The organism is Streptosporangiales bacterium (genome assembly GCA_009379955.1).
Classification (GTDB): Bacteria; Actinomycetota; Actinomycetes; order Streptosporangiales; family WHST01; genus WHST01.
In genome coordinates this window covers 1-20,160 of sequence record WHST01000120.1, presented here as the reverse complement: position 1 = coordinate 20,160, position 20,160 = coordinate 1, and the positions used below count along the sequence as shown (strand labels likewise).

Here is a 20,160-nt window from a genome sequence, read left to right as displayed (position 1 = left end):
GGCGGGAGACCCGTCGACGGTTGCCGTACTCGACATCGGTGAAACTGGCCTGATCGCTGCGCACACCTCATCATTCCGCGATCCCCAGCACCCAGCCAGACGGCACCCCGGACGAACCAGAAAATCAGCGCATCCCTAGCGGGGAAGCATCGCGGTAGGGACTGTCAACGTCGGCTGAACTTTGACCAGTTGGCGTCGGCCGAAATCTGACCACCTGCCTGGTTGTCGTTGTCAGTTGTCGGTCGGGCTGGGTGCCCGGCCGAGGTCGCGGTTCTTCAGGCGGTAGGAGTCGCCCTTGAGGGCGATGACCTCGGCGTGGTGGACGAGCCGGTCGATCATCGCGGCGGCGACGGTGTCGTCGCCGAAGACCTCGCCCCAGCGCCCGAAGGGCTTGTTGGACGTGACGATGAGGGAGGCGCGTTCGTAGCGGGCTGAGACGAGCTGGAAGAAGAGGTTCGCGGCTTCGGGTTCGAAGGGGATGTAGCCGACCTCGTCGATGACCAGCAGCGGGTAGCGGCCCAGGCGGCGCAGCTCGTCTTGCAGTCGCCCGTCGTGGTGGGCGCCGGCGAGCCGGTCGACCCACTCGGACGCGGTGGCGAACAGGACCCGGTGGCCGGCTTGGCAGGCGCGGATCGCGATCCCGGTGGCCAGGTGGGTCTTGCCGGTGCCGGGTGGTCCGAGGAAGACCACGTTCTCGCGGGCGATGACGAAGTCCAGCGTCCCGAGGTGGGCGATCAGGTCGCGTTTGAGGCCGCGGGCGTGGTCGAAGTCGAAGTCCTCGAGCGCCTTGCGGCCTGGGAATCGGGCGGCCCGGATCCTTCCCTCTCCGCCGTGGGCCTCGCTAGCGGCGACCTCGCGTTGCAGGACCGCGGCCAGGAACTCCTCGTGGGTCCAGGACTCCGCGCGGGCTCGTTCTGCGAGCCGGTCGACGGCCTCGCGCATCGTGGGCGCCTTCAGCGCCCGGGTCAGGAACGCGAGTTCGGCGGTGACGTCCCTGGTCTTGGTTGTGGTGGGCATCTCTTTCAGAGTTGGAAGGATGTGCACCATGCCGAAGAAGATCGATCCTGAGGTCCGTGTCCGTGCTGTGCGGCTGGTGAGCGAGCACCTGTCGGAGTACCTGTCGTTGACGGCCGCGTCGGAGGCGGTGGCCAAGCAGGTCGGCGTCGGCAAGGAGTCCGTGCGTCGCTGGGTGTCGCAGGCCCAGGTCGACGACGGCCGGGGTCCTCGCCGAGCAGGACGACGTCGTGTCCGGCGATCAGGGCGCGCTCGAGCTTCGGCAGGACCGTCTCGCCGAACCCGACGATGCCGGGCCACGGGTCACGGCCCGCACGGAGCGCGGCCAGCAGGTTGTCACCGAGTTCGGCGCACGCCGCGCGGCTCGTGACCGGCGGCACGCAGCTCGCCGACGGTCTTCGGTAGGTCGGCAGGGGGCGAGGGGATCACTGACGCAAGGCCGCCGGAGGCAGATGGCACTGTGTCATCGACGCTACGTCTTCTCGTCGTCGATTGGCGAGCGCGCGGCGGCGACGTCGAGGATTGCGTCGACGATGCCCTGGTAGCCGGTGCACCGGCAGACGTTCCCGGACATCCAGTCACGGACGGTCTGCTCGTCGACCGGGCCCGGCTGTCGCAGCAGCTCCGTCGCCACCATCAGGACGCCCGGGGTGCAGAACCCGCACTGCAGGCCGTGCCGCTCGGCGAGCGCCTGCTGCAGCGGGGACAGGACGTCGCCGTCGGCGAGGTCCTCGACGGTGCGCACCTCGTGCCCCGACGCCTGCGCGGCGAGGAGCAGGCACGAGCGGACGCTCTGACCGTCGACGAGCACCGAGCACGCACCGCAGACCCCGTGCTCGCAGCCGAGGTGGGTGCCGGTCAGTCCGAGCCGGTCGCGCAGCAGGTCGGCGAGCGAGGTGCGGGCCGGGACGGTGCGCCGGTGCCGCCGGCCGTTGACCACGAGGTCGACGACCACGTCGGTGCCGTCCGTCCCGTTCACGCGGCACCGTCCTGCCGGCGCGGGCCGCGGCGCGTGGCGGCCTGGGTGAGTGCGCGGGCGAGTGACGCGGCCGCGTGTCGGCGGCGTAGCTCGGGCTCCTCGGCTGGCGCGAGCGAGCGCGTCACTCGATGCGCGAACGCCCGCAGCGTCTCGTCGTCGAGCGACGTGCCGGCCAGCTCCGTGCAGTCGACTGGCACGGGACGGTCGCCGACGCCGAACAGGACGGCGGTGACGTCCCCCACGCGGTCGCCCTCGCGGTGGACGATCGTCACCGCGCCCGCGGACGCGAAGTCGCCGTGCCTGCGCGCCACCTCGGCGAACCCCCAACCGGGCTCCGGTGCCGGCGTCGGGATCCGCACCCAGGTCAACAGCTCGTCGTCGTGCATGGCGGTCGTGAAGGAGGACTCGAAGAAGTCGCGTGCGGGGACGGCGCGCCGACCGCTGTCCCGCGCCTCGACGTAACACGTCGCGTCGAGGGCAACCATGGCTGCGGGCAGCTCCGCGGCGGGGTCGGCGTGCGCGAGGCTGCCGCCGAGCGTGCCGCGGTTGCGGATCGACACGTGCCCGATCTGCCGTGCGGCAGCGGCGAGCAGCGGCAGGCGCCGCGCCAGCAGCGGGTCGGTCTCGAGCCGGCGATGCGTGCAGAGTGCTCCCACGAGGACGGCGCCGTCGTCGTCGAAGACCCGGTCGAGTTCGCGTAGGACACCGAGGTCGACGAGCCTGGCCGGTCGCGCGAGCCGCAGGTTCATGACCGCCAGCAGGCTCTGGCCGCCCGCGAGCACCTTCGCGTCGGGCTCGGCGCGAAGAATGTCGAGCACCTCGGCGACGGAACGGGGTCGGGTGTAGCCGAACGGCGCCGGCTTCATCGGCCGTCCCCGAGGGGTGCCGGTGCCGCCGAATCGTCCAGCAGGCCGAGCACCGCCGCCGGGGTGAGTGGCGTACTGGTGACGGCCGCGCCGCGGTCCGGCAGCGCGTCCTCCAGTGCGCTGGCCACGGCCGCGTACGCGGCGATCGTGCCGCTCTCCCCGACGCCCCTGAGGCCGAGCGCGTTGAGCCGGGTCGGCGCGTGCAGCGCGATGACGTCGACCGGTGGGACGTCTGTCGACGCGGGGAGCAGGTAGTCGGCGAACGTCGCCACGCGCGGCTGGCCGTCCTCGGCGTAGTCCACCTGCTCGAGCAGCGCGCCACCGAGCCCTTGCGCCACGCCGCCGCGCACCTGGCCCTCGACGACGCCCGGGTTCACCTCGACGCCGCCCTCATGGGCGACGGCGTACCTGAGGACGCGGACGAGCCCGGTCTCCCGGTCGACGCCGACGAGCACGGCATGCGCGCCCATCGTCCAGGTCACGGTCGGCGGGCTGAACTCACCGCGCTCGTCCAGCGCGCCGACCGAGTCCAGCCGCCCGCCGGTGCCGAGCTCGCCGGCCAGCTCGCGCCAGCTCACCGCACGCCCGTCGGTGGCCGCGAAGCCGTCGTCGGTGCGCTCGACCTCGTCGACGGAGAGAAGGCGTGCCGCCAGGGACGCCGCACGCTCGGCCAGCCGACGCCCGACCGCGTGCACGGCGTTCCCGGCGACGACGGCGGAGCGGCTCGCGAACGTGCCGACGCCGCGGGGGATGTCCGCCGTGTCGGTGGGGACCAGGCGCACGCGGTCGAGCCCGACTCCGAGCGCGTCGGCCGCGATCTGCGCCAGGGTCGTCTCGTGCGACTGCCCGGCCGACGCCGCGCCGGTGCCGACCTCGAAGTCGCCGTCGTCGAGGAGCCGGACGCGCGCCGACTCGTAGGGCCCGCGCCCCGTCGCCTCGATGTACGTCGCGACGCCGTGACCGACGTGCAGGTCCTCGCCGTCGCTCGCGTAGTGGTCGCGTTCCTCGGGCGGCAGCTCCTTCAGGCACGCATCGAGGCACGCCACGTAGTCGCCGCCGTCGTAGGTGATCGGTGCGCCGTCGCGGTAGGGCAGCGGCTTGGTGTGCGGCAGCTCGTCGGCGCGGAGCAGGTTGCGGCGGCGGATCTCGTCCCTGCCGATCCCGAGCCGGTCGGCGGCGAGGTCGAGCGCGCGCTCCAGCGCGAAGCACGCCTCGGGCCGCCCCGCGCCGCGGTACTGCGCCACGACCGTCTTGTTCGTGTAGACCGCGACGCCGTGGGCGCGGTAGGCGGGCAGCCGGTACGGCCCCATCGCGTGGATCGCGGTGTTGGCGACGATCCCCGTGGCCCAGAGGCTGCCGGCACCGATGTCCGCGACCGCGTCGACGTCGAGGCCGCGCAGGCGTCCCTCGCCGTCGACCGCCAGCCGGATCCTGATCCGCTGGTCGCGCGAGTGTGCGGTCGCCGTGAAGTGCTCCGCGCGGTCCTCGAGCCAGGCCACGGACGTGCCGAGCATCCGGGCGAGGTACGGGACCACCACCTCCTCCGGGTACACGTTGGCCTTCGGTCCGAACCCGCCGCCGACGTCGGGCACCCGTACCCGCACCTCGCCGAGAGACCAGCCGGTCGACTCGCAGAGGGCGTCGCGGACGATGTGCGGCACCTGGGTCGACGTCCAGACCTCGACCCGTTCGCGCCGCGGATCCCAGGTGGCGAGCACTCCGCGGCACTCCAGTGGCATGCCGGTGTGCCGCCCCATGGTGAAGGTCTCGTCGACCACGGTGTGGGCGGCGGTGAACGCGCCGTCGACGTCGCCGTACGACGTGCTGAGCCGCATCGCGACGTTGCTCGGGGTGTCCGGATGGACGAGTGCCGCACCGGGTGCGGCCGCGGCGACGGGGTCGAGGATCGGCTCGGCCGCCTCGTAGTCGACGTGCACGAGGTCGGCGGCGTCCTCGGCGACGGCGCGGCTCTCGGCGACGACGACGGCGACGGGCTCGCCCACGTAGCGGACGCGACCGGGTGCGAGGCAGTCGAGGGGACGCGGGTCGCCCTCGGTGTGGAACGCCGCGCGGAAGGCGGGGTGCGCCTGGTGGAGCGGCCGCAGCGGACCCAGGTGCGGCAGCAGGTCGGTCGCCGTGAACACGGCGCGCACGCCGGGGAGCGCGTCGGCGTCGGCGACGTCGATGCCGCGGATCGCGCCGCGTGCGACCGTCGACCTGACGAACATCGTGTGGAGCGTGCGGTCGCCGGCGAGGTCGGCGACGAACCTGCCCTGACCGGTGAGGAACCTCCGATCCTCGCGCCGCGCGACATCGCTGCCGACATACCGCGGGGACGTCGACGTCATCTGGCCCGCCGTTCGAGACGCCACAGCAGCAGCGAGACGACGAACGAGACCGACACCAGCAGCAGGATCGTCGACATCATGTCGGGATAGTCACCTGCGCCGTACGACCGCAGGATCGAGCGTCCGAGGCCCTGTTTGGTCGCGAAGAATTCCGACAGCACCACGCCGACGGTCGCGAGCGAGACGGACAGGCGGACGCCGGTGAGCAGTGGCAGTCGGATCGCCGGCACCAGGATGTGCACGAGGTACTGCCACCACGACGCGTCGAGCGACCTGGCCAGCTTGCGGTACACCCGCGGGACCTCGCGGACGCCGACGGCGACGTTGATGAGGACGGGGAAGAGCGCGAAGAGCACGCCCATGACCACCTTCGACCCGTACCCGAGGTGGAACACCGGCAGCAGCACGGGGTACAGCACGATCTTGGGGATCCCGTTGAGGCCGATGACGAGCGGCTCGAAGGTCGCGCGCACCCAGGTGGACAGGCCGAGAGCCAAGCCGGCGAGCGCACCCACGAGCGTGCCGATGCCGAACGCCATGAGAACCGCGAGCGCCGTCACGCGCATGTCGGTGCGGAACGCGGGGTCGACGAGATGCTCGGCGAGCGCGCGGACCGTGTCGGTCGGCTGGGGGATCACGAACAGCACCTGGGCCGCGGCCCACCATGCGACGACGGTCCCGACGAGGACCAGCACCGATCCGACGAGCACGGCCGAGGGCTGCCGGCCGCGTCGCCCGGCGTGTGGCAGAGCCGTCATGTCGCGCTCCTCCTTCGCATCAGGCGCCACTCCAGCAGCGCGAGCAGCGCGGTCACGACCAGCGACAGAGTGAGCACCACGACGATGTAGGCGAACATCGTGACGTTGTCGAACGCCTCGTACAGGTACCTGATCCGGAAGCCGAGCCCGGCGGACGCGGTGGTGAACTCCATGGCGACCGTGCCGATGAGTGCATACACGGCGGCGAGCCTCGTACCCGCGAGGATGTACGGAGCGGCGCCGGGGAGCGCGACCTGGAACAGGGTCTGAGTCGGCGTGCAGCGCAGCGACCTGGCGAGCTTGAGATAGACCGGCGGCAGCCCCTGCAGGCCCACCCAGCTGTTCAGCGCCATCGGGATGAAGGCCATGACGGTGGCGAGCACGACGACCGGCCACTGGTTGATGCCGAGGACGACGATCATGACGGGGTAGAAGAGCACCATCGGCACGGCGTAGAACGACACGAGATACGGCTCGAACACCCGGCCGACCGTCGGCAGCTTCCAGAAGGCGGTGCCGGCGAGCAGACCGAGGAATGAGCCCGCGGCGAACGACAGGGTGATCTCGCCGAACGTGCGACCGGTGTCACGCCAGAACTCGCTCGACTCGGCGAGCGCGGGGAACGCCGCGGCGACGTCCGCCGGCGCCGGCAGCGTGGCCGCCGACCACCACGAGCCCGCCGAGCCGGCGAACCACAGCAGCACGCCGAGCGCGAGGAGGACGACCGTGGCCGTGGCGCTGTACGCGGTGCCGAGGCGGGGCCGCTGCCGCCTCCGCCCGGTCGGCGCCTGCCCGGCGCGGCCGGGAGGGACGGTGACGGTCCGGCCGCCCGCGTCGTGCGTGCTCACGTCGCCCTCGACTCGGCGACGAAGCCGCGCATGGCCTCCTCCTGCAGCGAGCCCCAGATACGGTTCTGCAGGGCGTTGAAGTGCGGCGTGGACACCGCGGACGCGTCGCGGTCGTCCGGCAGGTCGACCTCCACCACGTCGATGACGCGACCGGGACGGTACGACATCACCCAGACCTCCTGCGACATCAGCAGCGCCTCGGAGAGGTCGTGGGTGACGAACAGCACCGTCTGGTGGGTCTGCCGCCAGATCCGCCGCACCTCGGCGCCGAGCAGCAGGCGCGTCTGCTGGTCGAGTGCCGCGAACGGCTCGTCCATCAGGACGACGGACGGCTGCTGGGCGAGCGTCCGCGCCAGCGCCACCCGTTGCCGCATACCGCCCGACAGGGTGGCCGGGTAGACCTGCTCGAAGCCGTTGAGGCCGACCAGATCGATCACCTCGGCCGTCCGCGTGCGTGCGGTCGCCTTGTCGACGCCGAGGATGCGCATGCCGAAGGCGACGTTCTCCGCGACGGTCTTCCATGGCAGGGTCGACTCCTCCTGGAAGACCATGCCCACCTTGCGGTCGGGCCCGGTGACCGGGACGCCGTCGATCGCGACGGATCCGGACGTGGCAGGCTGCAGGCCCGCGACGGTGTTGAGGAGTGTCGACTTGCCGCACCCGCTCGGCCCGACGATCGAGACGAACCGGTGCTGGTCGACGGTGCGGGTGACGCCGTCGACCGCCACTATGTCGTCGCCGTTCGGCGTGGCGAACCGGACCGTGAGGTCGCGGATGTCGATGCCTGGTCGTGTCATGCGTCTCCTCGGCCCTCGGCGCGTACACGTCAGAGGTCGGCGCGGGCGCTCGCGGGCAGGTACTGCTGGTCGAGCACCGTGCCCCAGTCGACGGGCTCCTTGATCTGACCGGCCTGCGTCATCATGTCGGACAGGTTCTTCAGCGCGACGGGGTCGACCTTCAGCGAGTACGCCTTCGCCAACTCGGGGGTGTCCTTCAGGGCCTTCGCCATGACCTTCTCGTCGACGTCGACGAGCGGCGCGAGTTCGGCGGCGGCCTTGTCGGTGTCGTCCACGACGTACTCGAAGGCCTGTTCCGCGCCCTCGAAGAACTTCTTCATCGCGTCGGGGTTGTCCTTCAGGAAGTCCTTGTTGGCCGCCACCAGGTCGGCCGGGTGGTCACCGATCACGTCACGGGTTGCGACGAGCGTGCGGGCACCCTCCTCCTGCTCCTTCTCGGTGACGAACGGGTGCATGGCCCAGCCGGCGGTGATGCGGCCCGCCTTGGCCGCCGCCCAGTTGTCACCCATGCCGCCGACGGACACCGCGGAGATCTTGTCATCGGGACGCTTGGCCTGCAGCGCCTTGACGATCAGCTCGGTGGCCGAGCCCGCGGTGGAGAATCCGAGCTTGGCGCCCGCGAGCTTCGCGTCCTCGTCCGGGGTGATCCAGTAGAAGTCGTTGACCTGGAACCAGGAGCCGATCACGGCGAGGTTCGCCGCGGGCTTCTCGCTCGCGAGCACGACCGACGAGCTGCCGGTGATCGCGAGGTCGGCGTCGCCGCTGGTGACGACGCGCAGCGTGTTGCCCCCGCCGCCACCGGAGTAGATCGAGACGTCGAGTCCGCGACTCTTGAACCAGCCCTTGTCGATGGCGAGCTGGAGCACCGCCATGAACGGCAGGCTGTCGGCTCCGGTGGCGGCCACGCGGATCTGCACGGAGCCGTCGGACTTCTCCGCGTCGCCGCCGCAGCCGGCCGCCGCGACGAGCGTGCAGAGAGCGAAGACGGCGGCGGCGATGCGTCGCCAGGGGCTCTTGGGGGACATCGGTTCTCCTCGGGTAGCGGGGAAGAGGGTCGGTGACGGGGTGTCGGCGCCGCGGCGGTCAGTGACCGGAGCGGCGGTTGCGGTACCAGCGGGCGGCGGCGATCGCCGATGCCACGGCGACCGCGCCGAGTACGACCAGAGACGGGTCGATGCGGGGGACTCCGCCCCCTCGCCGGGACTCGTCCGGTGCGTCTCGTGGCGGATCGGGAACGGGGACAGGTGCGCCGCGGGAACGCAGCAGCGGCGGCGGTGCGCCCGGCACGGCGGCTCCGGGCGGTGGGTACGGATCTGTGGCGCGTGCGGGTGTGGCGCCGACGGACGCGGTCATGGCGCGGCCGCGATGTCGGCGAAGGCGCGCATCGTGTCCGCCCTACTCTCCCCGGGGCGGACGAACGGCACGATCGCGATCTGGTCGACACCGGAGGCGGCGACCTTCGCCGTCCGCTCACGGCACTCCTGCGGCGTGCCGGCGAGGGCGAACAGGTCGACCAGCTCGTCGGGCACCAGCCCGGCGTGGGCCGCCGTGGTGTCCATGTGGTGGTAGTAGTCGTACGTCTCCCTGATGCGGTCGACCGCCTCCTGCAGTGACGGGTCGATTTCGGCGGGCAGCGGCCGGATGCATACCCGTGCCACGTGCGCGCGGGTGAGGTCGCGCGCCTGCACCGGATCGTCGGCGATCGCGGTCGGGGTCCACAGCACCACGTGCAGGTCGGCGAGCGTCCGGCCGGACGCCCTGGCGCCGGCCTCGATCCGCCGCAGCGCCGCGTCGATGAACTCCGGCGAGGTGCCGACCAGCGCGATCACGCCGTCGGCGACGCGGCCGGCGAGCTCAAGGATCCTGGGCGCGGACGCGGCGACGTAGATCGGGATGCGCACCGGCTCGGTGAGGTAGCTCAGCCGGAACCGCGCGCCGCTCGTCGGCTCGATCGCCTCCTCCCCGCGAAAGAGCGTGCGCAGCTGGTCGATGGCGTGCTCGAGCTCGCGCAGCTTCAGCGGCTTCAGACCCATGGTGCGCAGGGACGAGTCGCCGGTGCCGATGCCGAGTGCGACCCGGCCGCCGGTCTGCTCGGCGAGCGTCGCCCACGTCGACGCGAGGAGCGACAGGTGCCGGGTCACGGCGTTGGTGACGCCTGAGCCGAGGATCACCCGCTCAGTGCCGACCGCGGCCGCGCCCATGGTCACCGACGACTCACGCCAGATGTTCTGCGAGTCGCCGAACCACACGTGCTCGTACCCGAGCGACTCGGCCAGCGCCGTGTAGTCGCGGAGGGCACCCACGGGCTCGGTCGGGAAGAGTCCGACGCCGGCGCTGATCACGGTCACCTCTGGCTGGTTTGGGTAATGTATACAAACCGTAGCCTCCGACCGGACCGAACGGAACCCCCCGGACGTGGGCGGCCTTCACGGGTGTCGGACCGCGCCGCCGTCGCGGTCGCGGAGTGCCGTCGTCACCGCGGCGATCGCGCGTGCGCGGCGCTCGCCGAGCAGCGCGAGCACGCGCTCGGCGTCGTACGCCGCGACCGCCGCGAGCAGGGCCTCGTAGCCAGGCCGTTCACGCGCGTGGTGGTCGGGAGCGGCGTGGAGCAGGGCGAGGTACGGACCGCAGGCGTCCCACACCTGCGCGACGACCCGGGTGAGCCACGCCCGTCCCGCGGGCTCCACCAGCGCGAGGTGGAACGCGCGGTCGGCACGGGCGTACGCGACCGGATCGTGGTCGCGGGCGGCGGCGTCGAGGTCGCGGAAGAGCCGTCGCATCGCGGTGAGGTCGCAGCTCCCCGGCCGGGCCATCGTGCGGCGGACGGCGTCGGTCTCGAGTAGCTCGCGGAGCCGTGACAGCTCCGCGAAGTCGTCGGGCGTCAGGCCGGCGACGACGTAGCCGCGGCGTGGCCGGTAGACGACGTGGCCCTCGCCCTCGAGCCGCCGCAGCGCCTCCCTGACGGGCACCCGGCTCAGCCGGAAGCGCTGCGCGATCTCCTCCTGGACCAGCGGGGTGCCCGGCGGCACCGCGCCCTGGAGGATCGCCTGCCGCAACACGGCGAGCACCGCCTCCTGCGTCGTGGGTGGCCGGACGAAGCCGGGCTGCTCCTGCGCCATGACCACCCCCCACGCCCGACGTCGGCTCACCGTGTCGGCATACTTCGTATCACGTATACAACGTCGCTGCAGGAGGTGGCATGTCGTCCACCCTCGTCACGAACGTCGGCGCTCTGGTCACCGGCGACGGCTCGCCCGCGCGGCGAGAGTCGTCGCTGCTGATCGAGGACGGCCTGGTCGCGGAGATCGACACCGACCGGTCGAGCGCCGACGTCGTCGTCGACGCCGCCGGCCTCACCGTCGTCCCCGGGCTGGTCGACGGGCACGTCCACCCGACCGTGGGCGAGTGGACGCCCGCGCAGAACGCGATCGGCTGGGTGCGCAACTATCTGCACGGCGGTACCACCACCATGGTCTCCGCGGGCGAGCTGCACGTGCCCGCGCTGCCGTTCGACGACCTCGAGCCCGACCTCGTGCTCGGTCTCGCCCGGCTGAGTCGGCGCACCGTCGGGCGCGTCCGTCCGTCCGGCGTCAAGGTCGACGCCGGCACGCTGCTGCTGGTGCCCGGCCTCACCGCCGGTCACTTCGACGCGATGGCTGAGGCCGGCATCGCGCACCTGAAGTTCATCTTCTACGACTGGGCACGTCTCGACGACGGCGAGGCCGCGCAGTACGTGACCTGGGCGCACGAGCGCGGCATGACGGTGAAGATGCACTCCGGCGGCGTCTCCCGCTCCGGGTCGAGCCGGGTCGCGGGGCGAGAGGTCGTGACGGCGGTCGCCCCCGACGTCGTCGCGCACGTCTCGGGCGGGCCGATCCCGATGCCCGACGACGAGATCCGCGGCGTGATCGACGACCTGCCGGAGGCGGCCGTCGAGGTGTGCAGCTCGATGAACTACCGGGCGACGATGGTCACCGTCGACCACCTCCGCGAGGGTAACCAGCTGCACCGGCTCACCGTCGGCACCGACACGCCGGGCGGCACCGGCGTCATCCCACGGGGCATGCTGCGCAACGTCTGCTTCCTCAGCTCGGTCTGTGGGCTGCCACCGGAGACGGCGCTCGCCGCCGCCACCGGCAACACCGCCAGGGCGCACGGACTCGCCCAGGGCGTCCTCGCTCCCGGCCGGCCCGCCGACCTGGTGGTGCTCGGCCCCGTCACCGGGTCGCCGGCCGCCGACGCGATGGAGTCGTTCGCGCTCGGCGATCTCCCCGGCATCAGCCTGGTCCTCGTCGACGGCGAGCCGCTGGTCTGCGGTCGCAGCGAGCAGACCCCGCCACCGCGCGCCCTCGCGTCGGTCCGCCGGGGCTGAGCCGACCGGGCGCTACCTCGTCTCGTCGGTCAGCGAGCCGCGGATGGTGTGGACAGTGCCACGGTGGTGCTCGGCCAGCAGGGTGAGCAGCTGCCCGGTGTCACGCGACCGCGCGGCGGCGAGCAGGTCATGGTGCTCGCGCGAGGTGCGGGAACGCGCGCTCCCCGTCCGCATGTAGTACGACCGGTAGATGTCCGAGGCGTCCCACAGCCGGTCGAGTATGCGCATCAGGCGCCGCATGCCGGACGCCGCGAAAAGGGTGAAGTGGAACTCCCGGTGGGCGTCGCTCCACGTCGTCCAGTCCTGCTCGTCCTCCGCCCGCGTCATCGCGTCGAGGTGCTCCTGCATGCGGTCAAACGTCGTGTCCTCGACGCGGTCGACCGCGGTGCACAGCGCCTCACCCTCCAGGATATCCCTGATGTCCTGGATCTCGAGCAGTTCGGTGATGTCGACCTGCCGGACGTGGTAGCCGCGGTGCGAGGAGTAGGTCACCAGTCCCTGCCCCTCGAGCGTGCGGAGCGCGTCGCGCACGGGTACCCGGCTCACGCCGAGCCGGGCGGCGATCTCCTGCTGCAGGATCTGGCTTCCCGGCGCGAGATCACCGCCGAGGATGGAGCGGCGCAGCTGGCGCAACACCGTCTCCTGCACCGTCGGAGGACGCTCGGCATCGGTGCGTCCGGCCACCTCCGTCACCTCCTCGTCACCGCAGGACACACCCTAGCCTCGATGTTTCGTCTGTGCGTTGGTGATCTCGGCGCGTAACGTACGGAAGTACCTGTCCAGCAGGGGATGCTTAGGCTTGTCGAAGGTCCAAGATGTACCTGCTGAAAGGCACTCCGTAGGTGGTGCGACACGAGGTCGCATGTGTCAAGTGGCGCGTTGGTTGGAGGTCGGCGGTGTTGTCGATGACGTAGCCCGGGCAGTGTTCGTGGCCTGTCCCTGCCCTGACGTGCGTCGCTGGTAACGGCGGGGTGCGAAGCTCAGGGGAAGCCGAAGCGGTCCTTGATCCATCTGGGTGCTGCGGGTGAGGGGAAGGTCGGACGGGTGAACGTGAGTGAACCGCTGATGACGTCTCGTCAAAGTGAGCCTCGGATAGATGGATGCGGTGCCGGGGTGTAGGGCTGGCCGCTGGAAAGCGGCAGGCGACCGGGGCACTTGACGGTCGCGTGAACACCGCCCCGGCGCTATGGCGGGCCCTCGGTGGCTAACCCAGAACCCTTGGCGCCGGCGGACCGCACGGGTCATGCTGAGGTGAGGGCAATGGTGAGTGCCGAGAACGCTGGGCCTGACGGAGTGTGGCCGATGAGCAGCAACCCTGGTTGGCCCGAGGTGCAGCTGGAGAAGCTGTTCCGTCGGATCACCGACGCACGCGTGGCGCTCATCCGAGCCCAGGCCACGCGAGACAAGGCCGAGGACGCGCTCGTCAAGATCGGTGAGACGCAACGACCTCACTTGGGCGACATCGCCGAGCTCGATCCTGACCACCGGGTCGCCGACGCTGCACGTGCGCTAGCCGACGCCGACCGGCAGATTCGGCAGCACGCCCACGTACTGGCGGCGTTGGAGCGCGGGTTACCGATCACGGTCATCGCCAGCTACCACGCCGGTCGGCTCGCTGCGCACCGCGCGCAGGGACGCACCGACCCTATCCTTCACGGCCGGCCTGGCGCGCTCCCCGACTGGATGTGGGATCTGCGGGAAGGACTGACACCCGCCGAACAGTCAGCGGCGGTACGGCGACAGCACGACGCGTTCACCCGCCGGAACTAACCCAAGAGGGTGACACCCCCGGGAGTTACCTGCGGGTGCGCGTGGCACATGATGAGCGGTGAGCGCCGGCCTGGTGGGACGTCTGGGGGTCATGGTGAGCGAGCGACGTGTCGTAGATGACGATCGTCTCGATCGGCAGCAACTCGCGGCGCTCGACTCGCTGTGGCGCGCGCACCGTGCCGGCGAGGTCGACACGGCCACTGCTGGTGTCATCGAAGACTTGATCCGGCGCGGCCATGTGCCCGGTGCCCAGAAACGGCTCAGCGCCGCGCGCCGACGCGCCCGGGAACACCGGAAATGACAAGGTCTCGCCCTGAGCCGTCCACACCGAAAGGCCAGGGCCTGGCGTGCGATGCAGCTCCGACGACGCGCGGAAGTGCTACCGTCGACTTCACAGATGCGAACATTCCTACCGTTAGTGGACAGCCTGCGTATCAAGACCGCGCGTATTCCACCGACGGCGGGTCGAAGTCAAGGCGACTCTCGCACTGTGAGCGGCGACTCATCAGCGGCCCATGCACTAACCGGCGAGCAGTGACGAACAGCCGGTCTGGAGTGCCGTCGAACGAGCCGAGCAGAATGGCACTTCGCTGGGCGAGGAGTACTACTCCAAGGACTCGTACACCTACCGCCATGGCTGGAACGAGCGGATCGCGCTCATGAAACGCACCTACACCATCTCCGATGTGCTCAACGAGTTCAGCGCGGCAGGGCTCTGGATCGAGACCGCGATCGAGCCGCAGCTGTCCGAGGACGCTCGACATCGCTACCCGCACAAACAGGAGTGGATGAACAAGTACCTCGGCATCCTGATCTTCAAGCTCAGGCCCCTACCTGCCCACTAGGTGGATGCGGATCAAGATGTATCCGTTGGCCTGCACGGTGCGAACCGATGCAATATTCGTCGGCCGCCTCGTGGCCCAGATCTGCGCATGGCCAGCCGCGTGACAGGCAAGAGTGACGAGGCGAGCGGCCTCGGACGCGAAACCATGCCCTCGACGGGAGAAGGCGATCCCGTAGCCGATCTCAGGCGCCCCCCGCAACGTCCGGGAAGGCGCCACAAGTGCCAACGAAGTTCCCGTCGCGATCCCAGAGTCCATACCAGGCGAGGCCGTTCTCTGCGTGGAGTCGACACCTTCATCGCTCCAGCCACACAAGGGTCAGCTCCGATTCACTGACCGGTCCGCCCCCGATCGTGTGCCCGCTGCTCGAGAAGAGGGCATGCACGACATCGAGGTCGGTGGGTCCGAGAAGCCGCACTCAGTCAGAAGTCTTCGGAGCAGCAGGGGGCCCCCACGTTTCCTCGCCGCTGTCCGGGGCTGGTGCGCTGCCGTAGTCGAGCAGGTAGGCGAGCACGCTCACCCCGGCGGCGGGGATGAAGGCGTAGTTCCCGAGCACGTCGACCGCGGCCTGCAGGAGATTGCCGTCGAGCAGGACGAGCCCGATCAGTTGGACCACCACGATCGCGACGCCCATCGCCATGAACAACACGACTCCGGCGACCAGCACGTGCCCGATCCTTCTGCGCATGGTGAACTCCTCTCTCGGCGGCGTCACAACGGGATGGGGATGAACCCCATGCCGAGCAGCCAGGCGATGACGATGATCGGTGCGACGTAGTAGACGACGGCCGGGAGGAAGATCCGGGACGGGTCGACCTTGGCCAGCCCGGCGGCGATGAACAGCGCCGCTGCACCGGGCGGCGACGCTCCCTCGGTCGAGGTGGCGATCAGGATGATGACGAATGCCAGTACCGGGGGCAGGCCGGCGCCAGTGAGCGCGACGAAGGCGACCCCGCCGATAGTGGCGACCGTCGAGGTCGAGCTCAGCGGCGAGGCCACCAGAACCAGCAGCGAGCAGACGACGAGTACCAGCACGCTCTTCGGGAGATCGAGTCCGCTGAGCATGCTCGACAGGTCACGATCGAGGCCGAGTCGGGCCAGGACGTCGCTGGCGGCGAGGGCGAAGAACACCGACCCGCCGACCGCGGCCAGCGACTGGCGGCCGTCGAGCACCATCCGGTGCAGGCCGGACCAGCCGCGCGGAAGGCGGCGGCGCCCCTCGACAAGGGCGAAGACTGTGATCAGGACCGGGACCCAGATGATGATCGAGATCGCGTCGACTCCGTCGTCGCCGACGCTGTCGACGGCGCGCAGCGCGTTGGCGACCGGTCCGACCGTCAGCAGCAGCGGTACGGCGACGCCCAGGAAGATGATCCCGGAGGTCCAGCCGGCGCGCAGGGTCTGCCGCAGCGGCGGGACAAGGTCGCCGGACAGTGCGCGCACCCGGTACCGCCTCGCCAAGAACGCGACCACCGCGAGCCGGTAGACCAGCGTCACGCAGCCGGCGGCGAGTAGCGGGACCAGGACCTGGTCGATCGTCACACCGGACACCCCGGGGGCGGCCAGCAGGATGAACATCGTGCTGCTCGGCGGGAGGGCGATGCCGAGGCCAGCGTTACCGGTGACGATGAGCGCCGACTCGCGGGGACGCCAGTTGGACTGCTTCATCCACGGCACGGTGATCGTCCCGACGGTCGCGGCGTTGCCCGCGCCGCTGCCAGAGACCAGGCCGAACAACGCCGACGCCAATGTCGAGACGTAGCCAGCGCCGCCGGGCAATCGGCCGAACAGCGAGTTAAGGATCTCGGCCAGCCGGCCGACGAGCCCGGTCGTGGTGGTCACCTGGCTCATCACCACGAAGGCCATCGCGGCGAACAGGACCTCAGAGGTCGCTGCCGCGACGACGCCGTCGAGGACCAATTGCGGGGCCTGCCAGCCCCCGCACACCGCCGTGGCCAGAAACGCCACCAGCAGCGCCTCGGCGATGTCCCGCCGCAGCGCTGCGAACCAGACGATCGTCACCGCGACGAAAACGATCAGCGCGATCATGCCTAGACCCATGGTTCCCGCCCTTCGCCCGCACCGTTGCGATCGCTCCGTACCACTGTGGTAACGGACCGCGAGACTAACAGCGTTCTACGCAGATCGTCAATACAGATCGCCCAGAATACGCGTTTGCGTGATAGAATGGCGGTGTAGGTTGTCATAAACGCAGCAGGTGCAGACCTTGGTGACGCTCGATCCGGCGCGGTAAAAGCAGTTCGTGGTGCAGAGCCAGCGTCGACACGGTCGTCTCGGATGGCCTGATCCCTGCCGGCGGGACGAGGACGAGAGGACGACGTGGAACTTGACGGGGTGGACGAGCAGATCCTGGCGCTGCTCGGCGAGGAGGGCCGGCGCAGCAACCGGGAGCTGGCCCGCATCATCGGTGTCGCCGAGGGCACCATTCGCACGCGGATCCGGCGGCTGCTGGCCGAGAACGTCATGCAGATCGTGGCCGGGGTCAACCCGGAGTGGAAAGGCTACAAGATCGATTCGAGCTTCTCGCTGCGGGTCGAGTTCGGCCGCGCCCGGGAGATCGCCGAGCGGCTGGTGACCTACCCGGAGATCCGGTTCGTGGCGCTGACCACCGGCGCGGACGACATCCGGTTCACCGCTATGTTCCCCTCGCACGAGCACCTCAGCGAGTTCCTCACCGTCGAACTGCCCGGCATCCCGGGCATCCGGCAGGTGCGCAACTCGACCGCCCTGACCGTGCTCAAGCACACCTACGACTGGCGACCGGTGCCCAAGCCGGCCGGTGATGGCGAGCGAGGGGTGGGTGAGGAGATTGCCGATGACTGACCTGCGCAGTGACTCGGTCACGCTGCCGTCCGCCGGGATGCGTGCGGCGATTGTGGAGGCCGGGCTCGGTGACGACGCCCGACAACTGCCCGACGGCCGCTCCGGCGACCCCACCGTCGCCGCGCTGGAGCAGCGCGCTGCCGACCTGTTCCGCACGCCCGCGGCGCTGTTTATGCCGAGCGGGACGATGGCCAACCTGGTCGCGCTGCGCACCTGGTGCCCGCGAGGGGCCGCGGTGGCGGTCGGCGCCACCTCCCACCTGTTCCGGCGGGAGACCGCAGCCTTCGACGAGGAGTACCTCGGGCTGCGAGCGGTCACCCTCGACGATCGCACAGGCATGCCGACGGAAGCGGACTTCCGGGCGGCACTGGCGGAGCACCGGCCAGCGCTGCTGTGCCTGGAGAACACGCACAACGCCGCCTGCGGTACCGCATGGCACCCCGAGGACGCGGCGCCGTTGTACCGAGGGGCCTCGGCGGCCGGGGTGCCGGTGCATCTCGACGGTGCCCGCCTGCTCAACGCCGCAGTCGCGGTCGGCAGCCGGCCGCACGAGCTGGCCGCCGGGACGGACAGCCTGATGATCTGCCTGACCAAGGGCCTCGGTGCGCCGCTGGGCGCGATCCTGCTCGGGGACGCCGGGTTCATTGAACGGGCCCGCCCGGTCCGAAAGCTGCTCGGCGGGCAACTCCACCAGGCTGGGGTGGCGGCAGCGGCCGGCATCGTGGCGCTCGACGGCGACCTCGGGCAGCTCAGCGTCGACCACGAGCGGGCCGCCCGGCTGGCGGCCGGCCTGTCCGGGCTGGCCGGTGTCCGGGTGGTCACCGCCGCCGTGCCGACGAACATCGTACAGTTGCGGCTCGACGGCACCGGCCACGACGTGCGTGAGGTGATCGATGCGCTGGCCAGTCGCGACGTGCTGGTGCAGTCACCGGCCGCCGGCGTGCTGCGCCTGGTGACCCACTGCGACCTGTCCGATGCAGATGTCGATCGTGCGGTCGACGTGCTGCGCGCCGTGCTCGACCAGTGACCCGCAACCGGGAGGAACAGCGCATGACCAGCCCCGTGCAGTCGAAGGAGAAGCCGTCGTTCTACGGCGGCGACGAGTTGCACGTCTGGAAGCAGACGCGGTTGCAGGAGGTGATGGCCGCCCACGGCATCGACGCGATGCTGTTCACGAAGTCCGAGGCCGTCCGCTACACCACTGACTTCTACGCCAAGGGCTACCGGCCCTTCATGGACCTGGAGTACTTCGTGGTGATCCCGAGCGGCGGCGCGCCCGTTGTCGGCTACAGCTCGGGCAGCGACACCCACCGCATCCGGATCAAATCCGACATCGCCGACCATCGCAAGATCTCCGGCCCGGAGACGTGGGCGGGCGCGCTGGCCGGCGTGCTCACCGACTGCGGGCTCGGCTCCGGCACGGTCGCCGCGGACCTGCTGCCCTTCCAGGTGCACGCGGGCTTGGTGGAGCACCTTCCCCGGCTCCGCGTGCTCGACGCCGCGCCGCTGTGGATCGAGCTGACCGTGGTCAAGCACCCGATCGAGATCGACTACATCCGCCACGCGCTGGCCATCGTGGAGACCGGGCTGCACGCCAGCTTCGATGCCATCCGGCCTGGAGTGCGCGAACGCGACGTCGCGGTGGCCGCCGAGACAGCCATGCGGCGGGCGGGCTCGGAGATGCAGCCGTTCCTAACGGTGGTCTCATCCGGCTCGAACGCCGCCATCTTCGAGCGGATCGCCACCGAGAAACGCATCCGGTCCGGCGAGATGGTCATCCTCGACATGGGCGCGGTGTACCGCGGCTACACCGGCGATCTCGGCCGCACTGTGTGCGCGGGCGAACCCACCGCCCGCCAGCGCGAGATCTATCGGGTCACCCACGCCGCAATCGAGGCGGCGATCGACGCCGTCAAGCCGGGTGCCACCTGCGCCGAGGTCGATCGAGCCGCGCGCGACGCGATCGGAGGCCTCGGATACGCCAAGTACGAGCACCGCTTCGCCACCGGCCACCAGTTGGGCTGGGGACTGCATGCCGAGCCGCTGGTGCACCGCGGCGTCGACTACGAACTGCGCCCCGGCATGGTGATGTGCCTCGAGCCCCGGGTCACCCTCTACGACCAACCCGCGGTCGGCGGCGCACACCTGGAGGAGGCCGTGCTGGTGACCCGATCCGGACACGAGCGCCTCAGCCGATGCCGGTTCGAGGAAAGCCTGCTCGCCCAGGACTGAGCACGACGCGTCGGAGTGCTTGGGACACGGGGTTTCAAGCGGTCGGTACGGATCGGTGAACGGGAAGTCCTCGGCGATCCCCGGTGCTCCATGGCGTGGTCGACGGCTATGGAATTGGAAGATCCCGCAGGGATCGGTCATGTCCCAGCCGCGTCACAATCCTCGTCCAGGCCGTGCAGACACCGAGCCTTGCCTACTTGGCTGACGGGATCCGGCGGGTGCGACGTGGCAGGTCGATGGATGAGTGAAAGCTCATTGTGGTCCCTGTGCCGCTGCGGGAGCGGGTGCTGTGGCAGATGCTGTACCAGACCACCGTCCGCGCCGAGGAGGTGCTGATCGACGTGCCGCATGGCCGTGTCAACCCAAACTGGCCCCACTGCGACGGCGGTAACTGGCTCCACCTGCGGCCGGGGTGTGGGGAATGGTGGGACGGTGGCCGTCCCGGGGTCATCCCGAGAAGATGCAGGTGGGGTCGCGGTCGATGGTGAGG

Annotated in this window: 22 protein-coding genes and 2 pseudogenes; 8 read left to right on the top strand and 16 right to left on the bottom strand. The window is 70.5% G+C overall.

The features are described from left to right. Nucleotides 1-231: 231 nt before the first annotated feature. From GEV10_26315 to GEV10_26260, 12 genes and pseudogenes are all read right to left on the bottom strand, one after another. The gene (locus GEV10_26315) at nt 232-1,017 is read right to left on the bottom strand and encodes an AAA family ATPase (protein MQA81944.1); all 786 of its coding nucleotides are present in this window, start codon (nt 1,015-1,017) and stop codon (nt 232-234) included. Between the two features lie 206 nt (nt 1,018-1,223). Continuing rightward, a pseudogene (locus GEV10_26310) lies at nt 1,224-1,440 on the bottom strand (magnesium chelatase). A gap of 46 nt (nt 1,441-1,486) precedes the next feature. Continuing rightward, nucleotides 1,487-1,969, bottom strand: coding sequence for a 2Fe-2S iron-sulfur cluster binding domain-containing protein (locus GEV10_26305; protein ID MQA81943.1), 483 nt, complete (start codon nt 1,967-1,969; stop codon nt 1,487-1,489). A gap of 20 nt (nt 1,970-1,989) precedes the next feature. Next, a complete protein-coding gene (locus tag GEV10_26300; protein MQA81942.1) occupies nt 1,990-2,859 on the bottom strand; it encodes a carbon monoxide dehydrogenase in 870 nt (289 codons plus the stop codon). Next, a complete protein-coding gene (locus GEV10_26295; GenBank protein MQA81941.1) occupies nt 2,856-5,207 on the bottom strand; it encodes a molybdopterin-dependent oxidoreductase in 2,352 nt (783 codons plus the stop codon). Before GEV10_26295 ends, GEV10_26300 begins: the two co-directional genes overlap by 4 nt. Further along, entirely contained in the window at nt 5,204-5,965 is a 762-nt protein-coding gene (locus GEV10_26290) for an ABC transporter permease subunit (protein MQA81940.1), read from the bottom strand. The genes GEV10_26295 and GEV10_26290 overlap by 4 nt, the downstream gene beginning before the upstream one ends. Next, nucleotides 5,962-6,813: an ABC transporter permease subunit gene (locus GEV10_26285; protein ID MQA81939.1), complete on the bottom strand. Its 852-nt coding sequence runs from the start codon at nt 6,811-6,813 to the stop codon at nt 5,962-5,964. Before GEV10_26285 ends, GEV10_26290 begins: the two co-directional genes overlap by 4 nt. Then, a complete protein-coding gene (locus GEV10_26280) occupies nt 6,810-7,610 on the bottom strand; it encodes an ATP-binding cassette domain-containing protein (GenBank protein MQA81938.1) in 801 nt (266 codons plus the stop codon). The genes GEV10_26285 and GEV10_26280 overlap by 4 nt, the downstream gene beginning before the upstream one ends. A 29-nt stretch (nt 7,611-7,639) precedes the next feature. Continuing rightward, entirely contained in the window at nt 7,640-8,635 is a 996-nt protein-coding gene (locus GEV10_26275) for an ABC transporter substrate-binding protein (protein MQA81937.1), read from the bottom strand. Nucleotides 8,636-8,693: 58 nt separating this feature from the next. Beyond that, a complete protein-coding gene (locus GEV10_26270; GenBank protein MQA81936.1) occupies nt 8,694-8,963 on the bottom strand; it encodes a hypothetical protein in 270 nt (89 codons plus the stop codon). After that, nucleotides 8,960-9,952 (bottom strand): LLM class flavin-dependent oxidoreductase, encoded by a 993-nt coding sequence (locus GEV10_26265; GenBank protein ID MQA81935.1) that lies wholly within the window; start codon nt 9,950-9,952, stop codon nt 8,960-8,962. Before GEV10_26265 ends, GEV10_26270 begins: the two co-directional genes overlap by 4 nt. 84 nt (nt 9,953-10,036) lie before the next feature. Further along, nucleotides 10,037-10,759: an FCD domain-containing protein gene (locus GEV10_26260; GenBank protein ID MQA81934.1), complete on the bottom strand. Its 723-nt coding sequence runs from the start codon at nt 10,757-10,759 to the stop codon at nt 10,037-10,039. A 50-nt stretch (nt 10,760-10,809) separates the two neighbouring features. On the opposite strand from GEV10_26260, the gene GEV10_26255 reads away from it, so the two are divergent. After that, a complete protein-coding gene (locus tag GEV10_26255; protein ID MQA81933.1) occupies nt 10,810-11,982 on the top strand; it encodes an amidohydrolase family protein in 1,173 nt (390 codons plus the stop codon). 12 nt (nt 11,983-11,994) lie between these two features. Here the strand turns inward: GEV10_26255 and GEV10_26250 are convergent, their stop codons facing one another. Further along, on the bottom strand, nt 11,995-12,696 hold the full coding sequence (locus tag GEV10_26250) for an FCD domain-containing protein (protein MQA81932.1): 702 nt from the start codon (nt 12,694-12,696) through the stop codon (nt 11,995-11,997). Between the two features lie 588 nt (nt 12,697-13,284). On the opposite strand from GEV10_26250, the gene GEV10_26245 reads away from it, so the two are divergent. The 3 genes and pseudogenes from GEV10_26245 (at nt 13,285) to GEV10_26235 (ending at nt 14,597) form a co-directional block, all read left to right on the top strand. After that, nucleotides 13,285-13,752, top strand: coding sequence for a hypothetical protein (locus GEV10_26245; protein ID MQA81931.1), 468 nt, complete (start codon nt 13,285-13,287; stop codon nt 13,750-13,752). Between the two features lie 58 nt (nt 13,753-13,810). Beyond that, entirely contained in the window at nt 13,811-14,053 is a 243-nt protein-coding gene (locus tag GEV10_26240; GenBank protein ID MQA81930.1) for a hypothetical protein, read from the top strand. 244 nt (nt 14,054-14,297) lie between these two features. Then, nucleotides 14,298-14,597: pseudogene (locus tag GEV10_26235) on the top strand (class I SAM-dependent methyltransferase). Here the strand turns inward: GEV10_26235 and GEV10_26230 are convergent. From GEV10_26230 to GEV10_26220, 3 genes are all read right to left on the bottom strand, one after another. Further along, entirely contained in the window at nt 14,583-14,852 is a 270-nt protein-coding gene (locus tag GEV10_26230) for a GNAT family N-acetyltransferase (GenBank protein MQA81929.1), read from the bottom strand. The pseudogene GEV10_26235 and the gene GEV10_26230 sit on opposite strands and share 15 nt — an antisense overlap. A 160-nt stretch (nt 14,853-15,012) precedes the next feature. Next, on the bottom strand, nt 15,013-15,282 hold the full coding sequence (locus GEV10_26225; GenBank protein MQA81928.1) for a hypothetical protein: 270 nt from the start codon (nt 15,280-15,282) through the stop codon (nt 15,013-15,015). Nucleotides 15,283-15,305: 23 nt separating this feature from the next. Further along, entirely contained in the window at nt 15,306-16,655 is a 1,350-nt protein-coding gene (locus tag GEV10_26220) for a TRAP transporter large permease subunit (protein ID MQA81927.1), read from the bottom strand. Between the two features lie 294 nt (nt 16,656-16,949). On the opposite strand from GEV10_26220, the gene GEV10_26215 reads away from it, so the two are divergent. The 4 genes from GEV10_26215 (at nt 16,950) to GEV10_26200 (ending at nt 20,158) form a co-directional block, all read left to right on the top strand. After that, on the top strand, nt 16,950-17,438 hold the full coding sequence (locus tag GEV10_26215; protein ID MQA81926.1) for an AsnC family transcriptional regulator: 489 nt from the start codon (nt 16,950-16,952) through the stop codon (nt 17,436-17,438). After that, nucleotides 17,398-18,465 carry a hypothetical protein gene (locus tag GEV10_26210; GenBank protein ID MQA81925.1) on the top strand — a complete coding sequence of 356 codons (1,068 nt, stop codon included), beginning with the start codon at nt 17,398-17,400 and terminating at the stop codon, nt 18,463-18,465. Before GEV10_26215 ends, GEV10_26210 begins: the two co-directional genes overlap by 41 nt. Nucleotides 18,466-18,488: 23 nt before the next feature. Further along, the gene (locus GEV10_26205) at nt 18,489-19,670 is read left to right on the top strand and encodes a M24 family metallopeptidase (protein ID MQA81924.1); all 1,182 of its coding nucleotides are present in this window, start codon (nt 18,489-18,491) and stop codon (nt 19,668-19,670) included. Between the two features lie 266 nt (nt 19,671-19,936). Further along, entirely contained in the window at nt 19,937-20,158 is a 222-nt protein-coding gene (locus tag GEV10_26200) for a hypothetical protein (GenBank protein ID MQA81923.1), read from the top strand. Nucleotides 20,159-20,160: the final 2 nt, after the last annotated feature.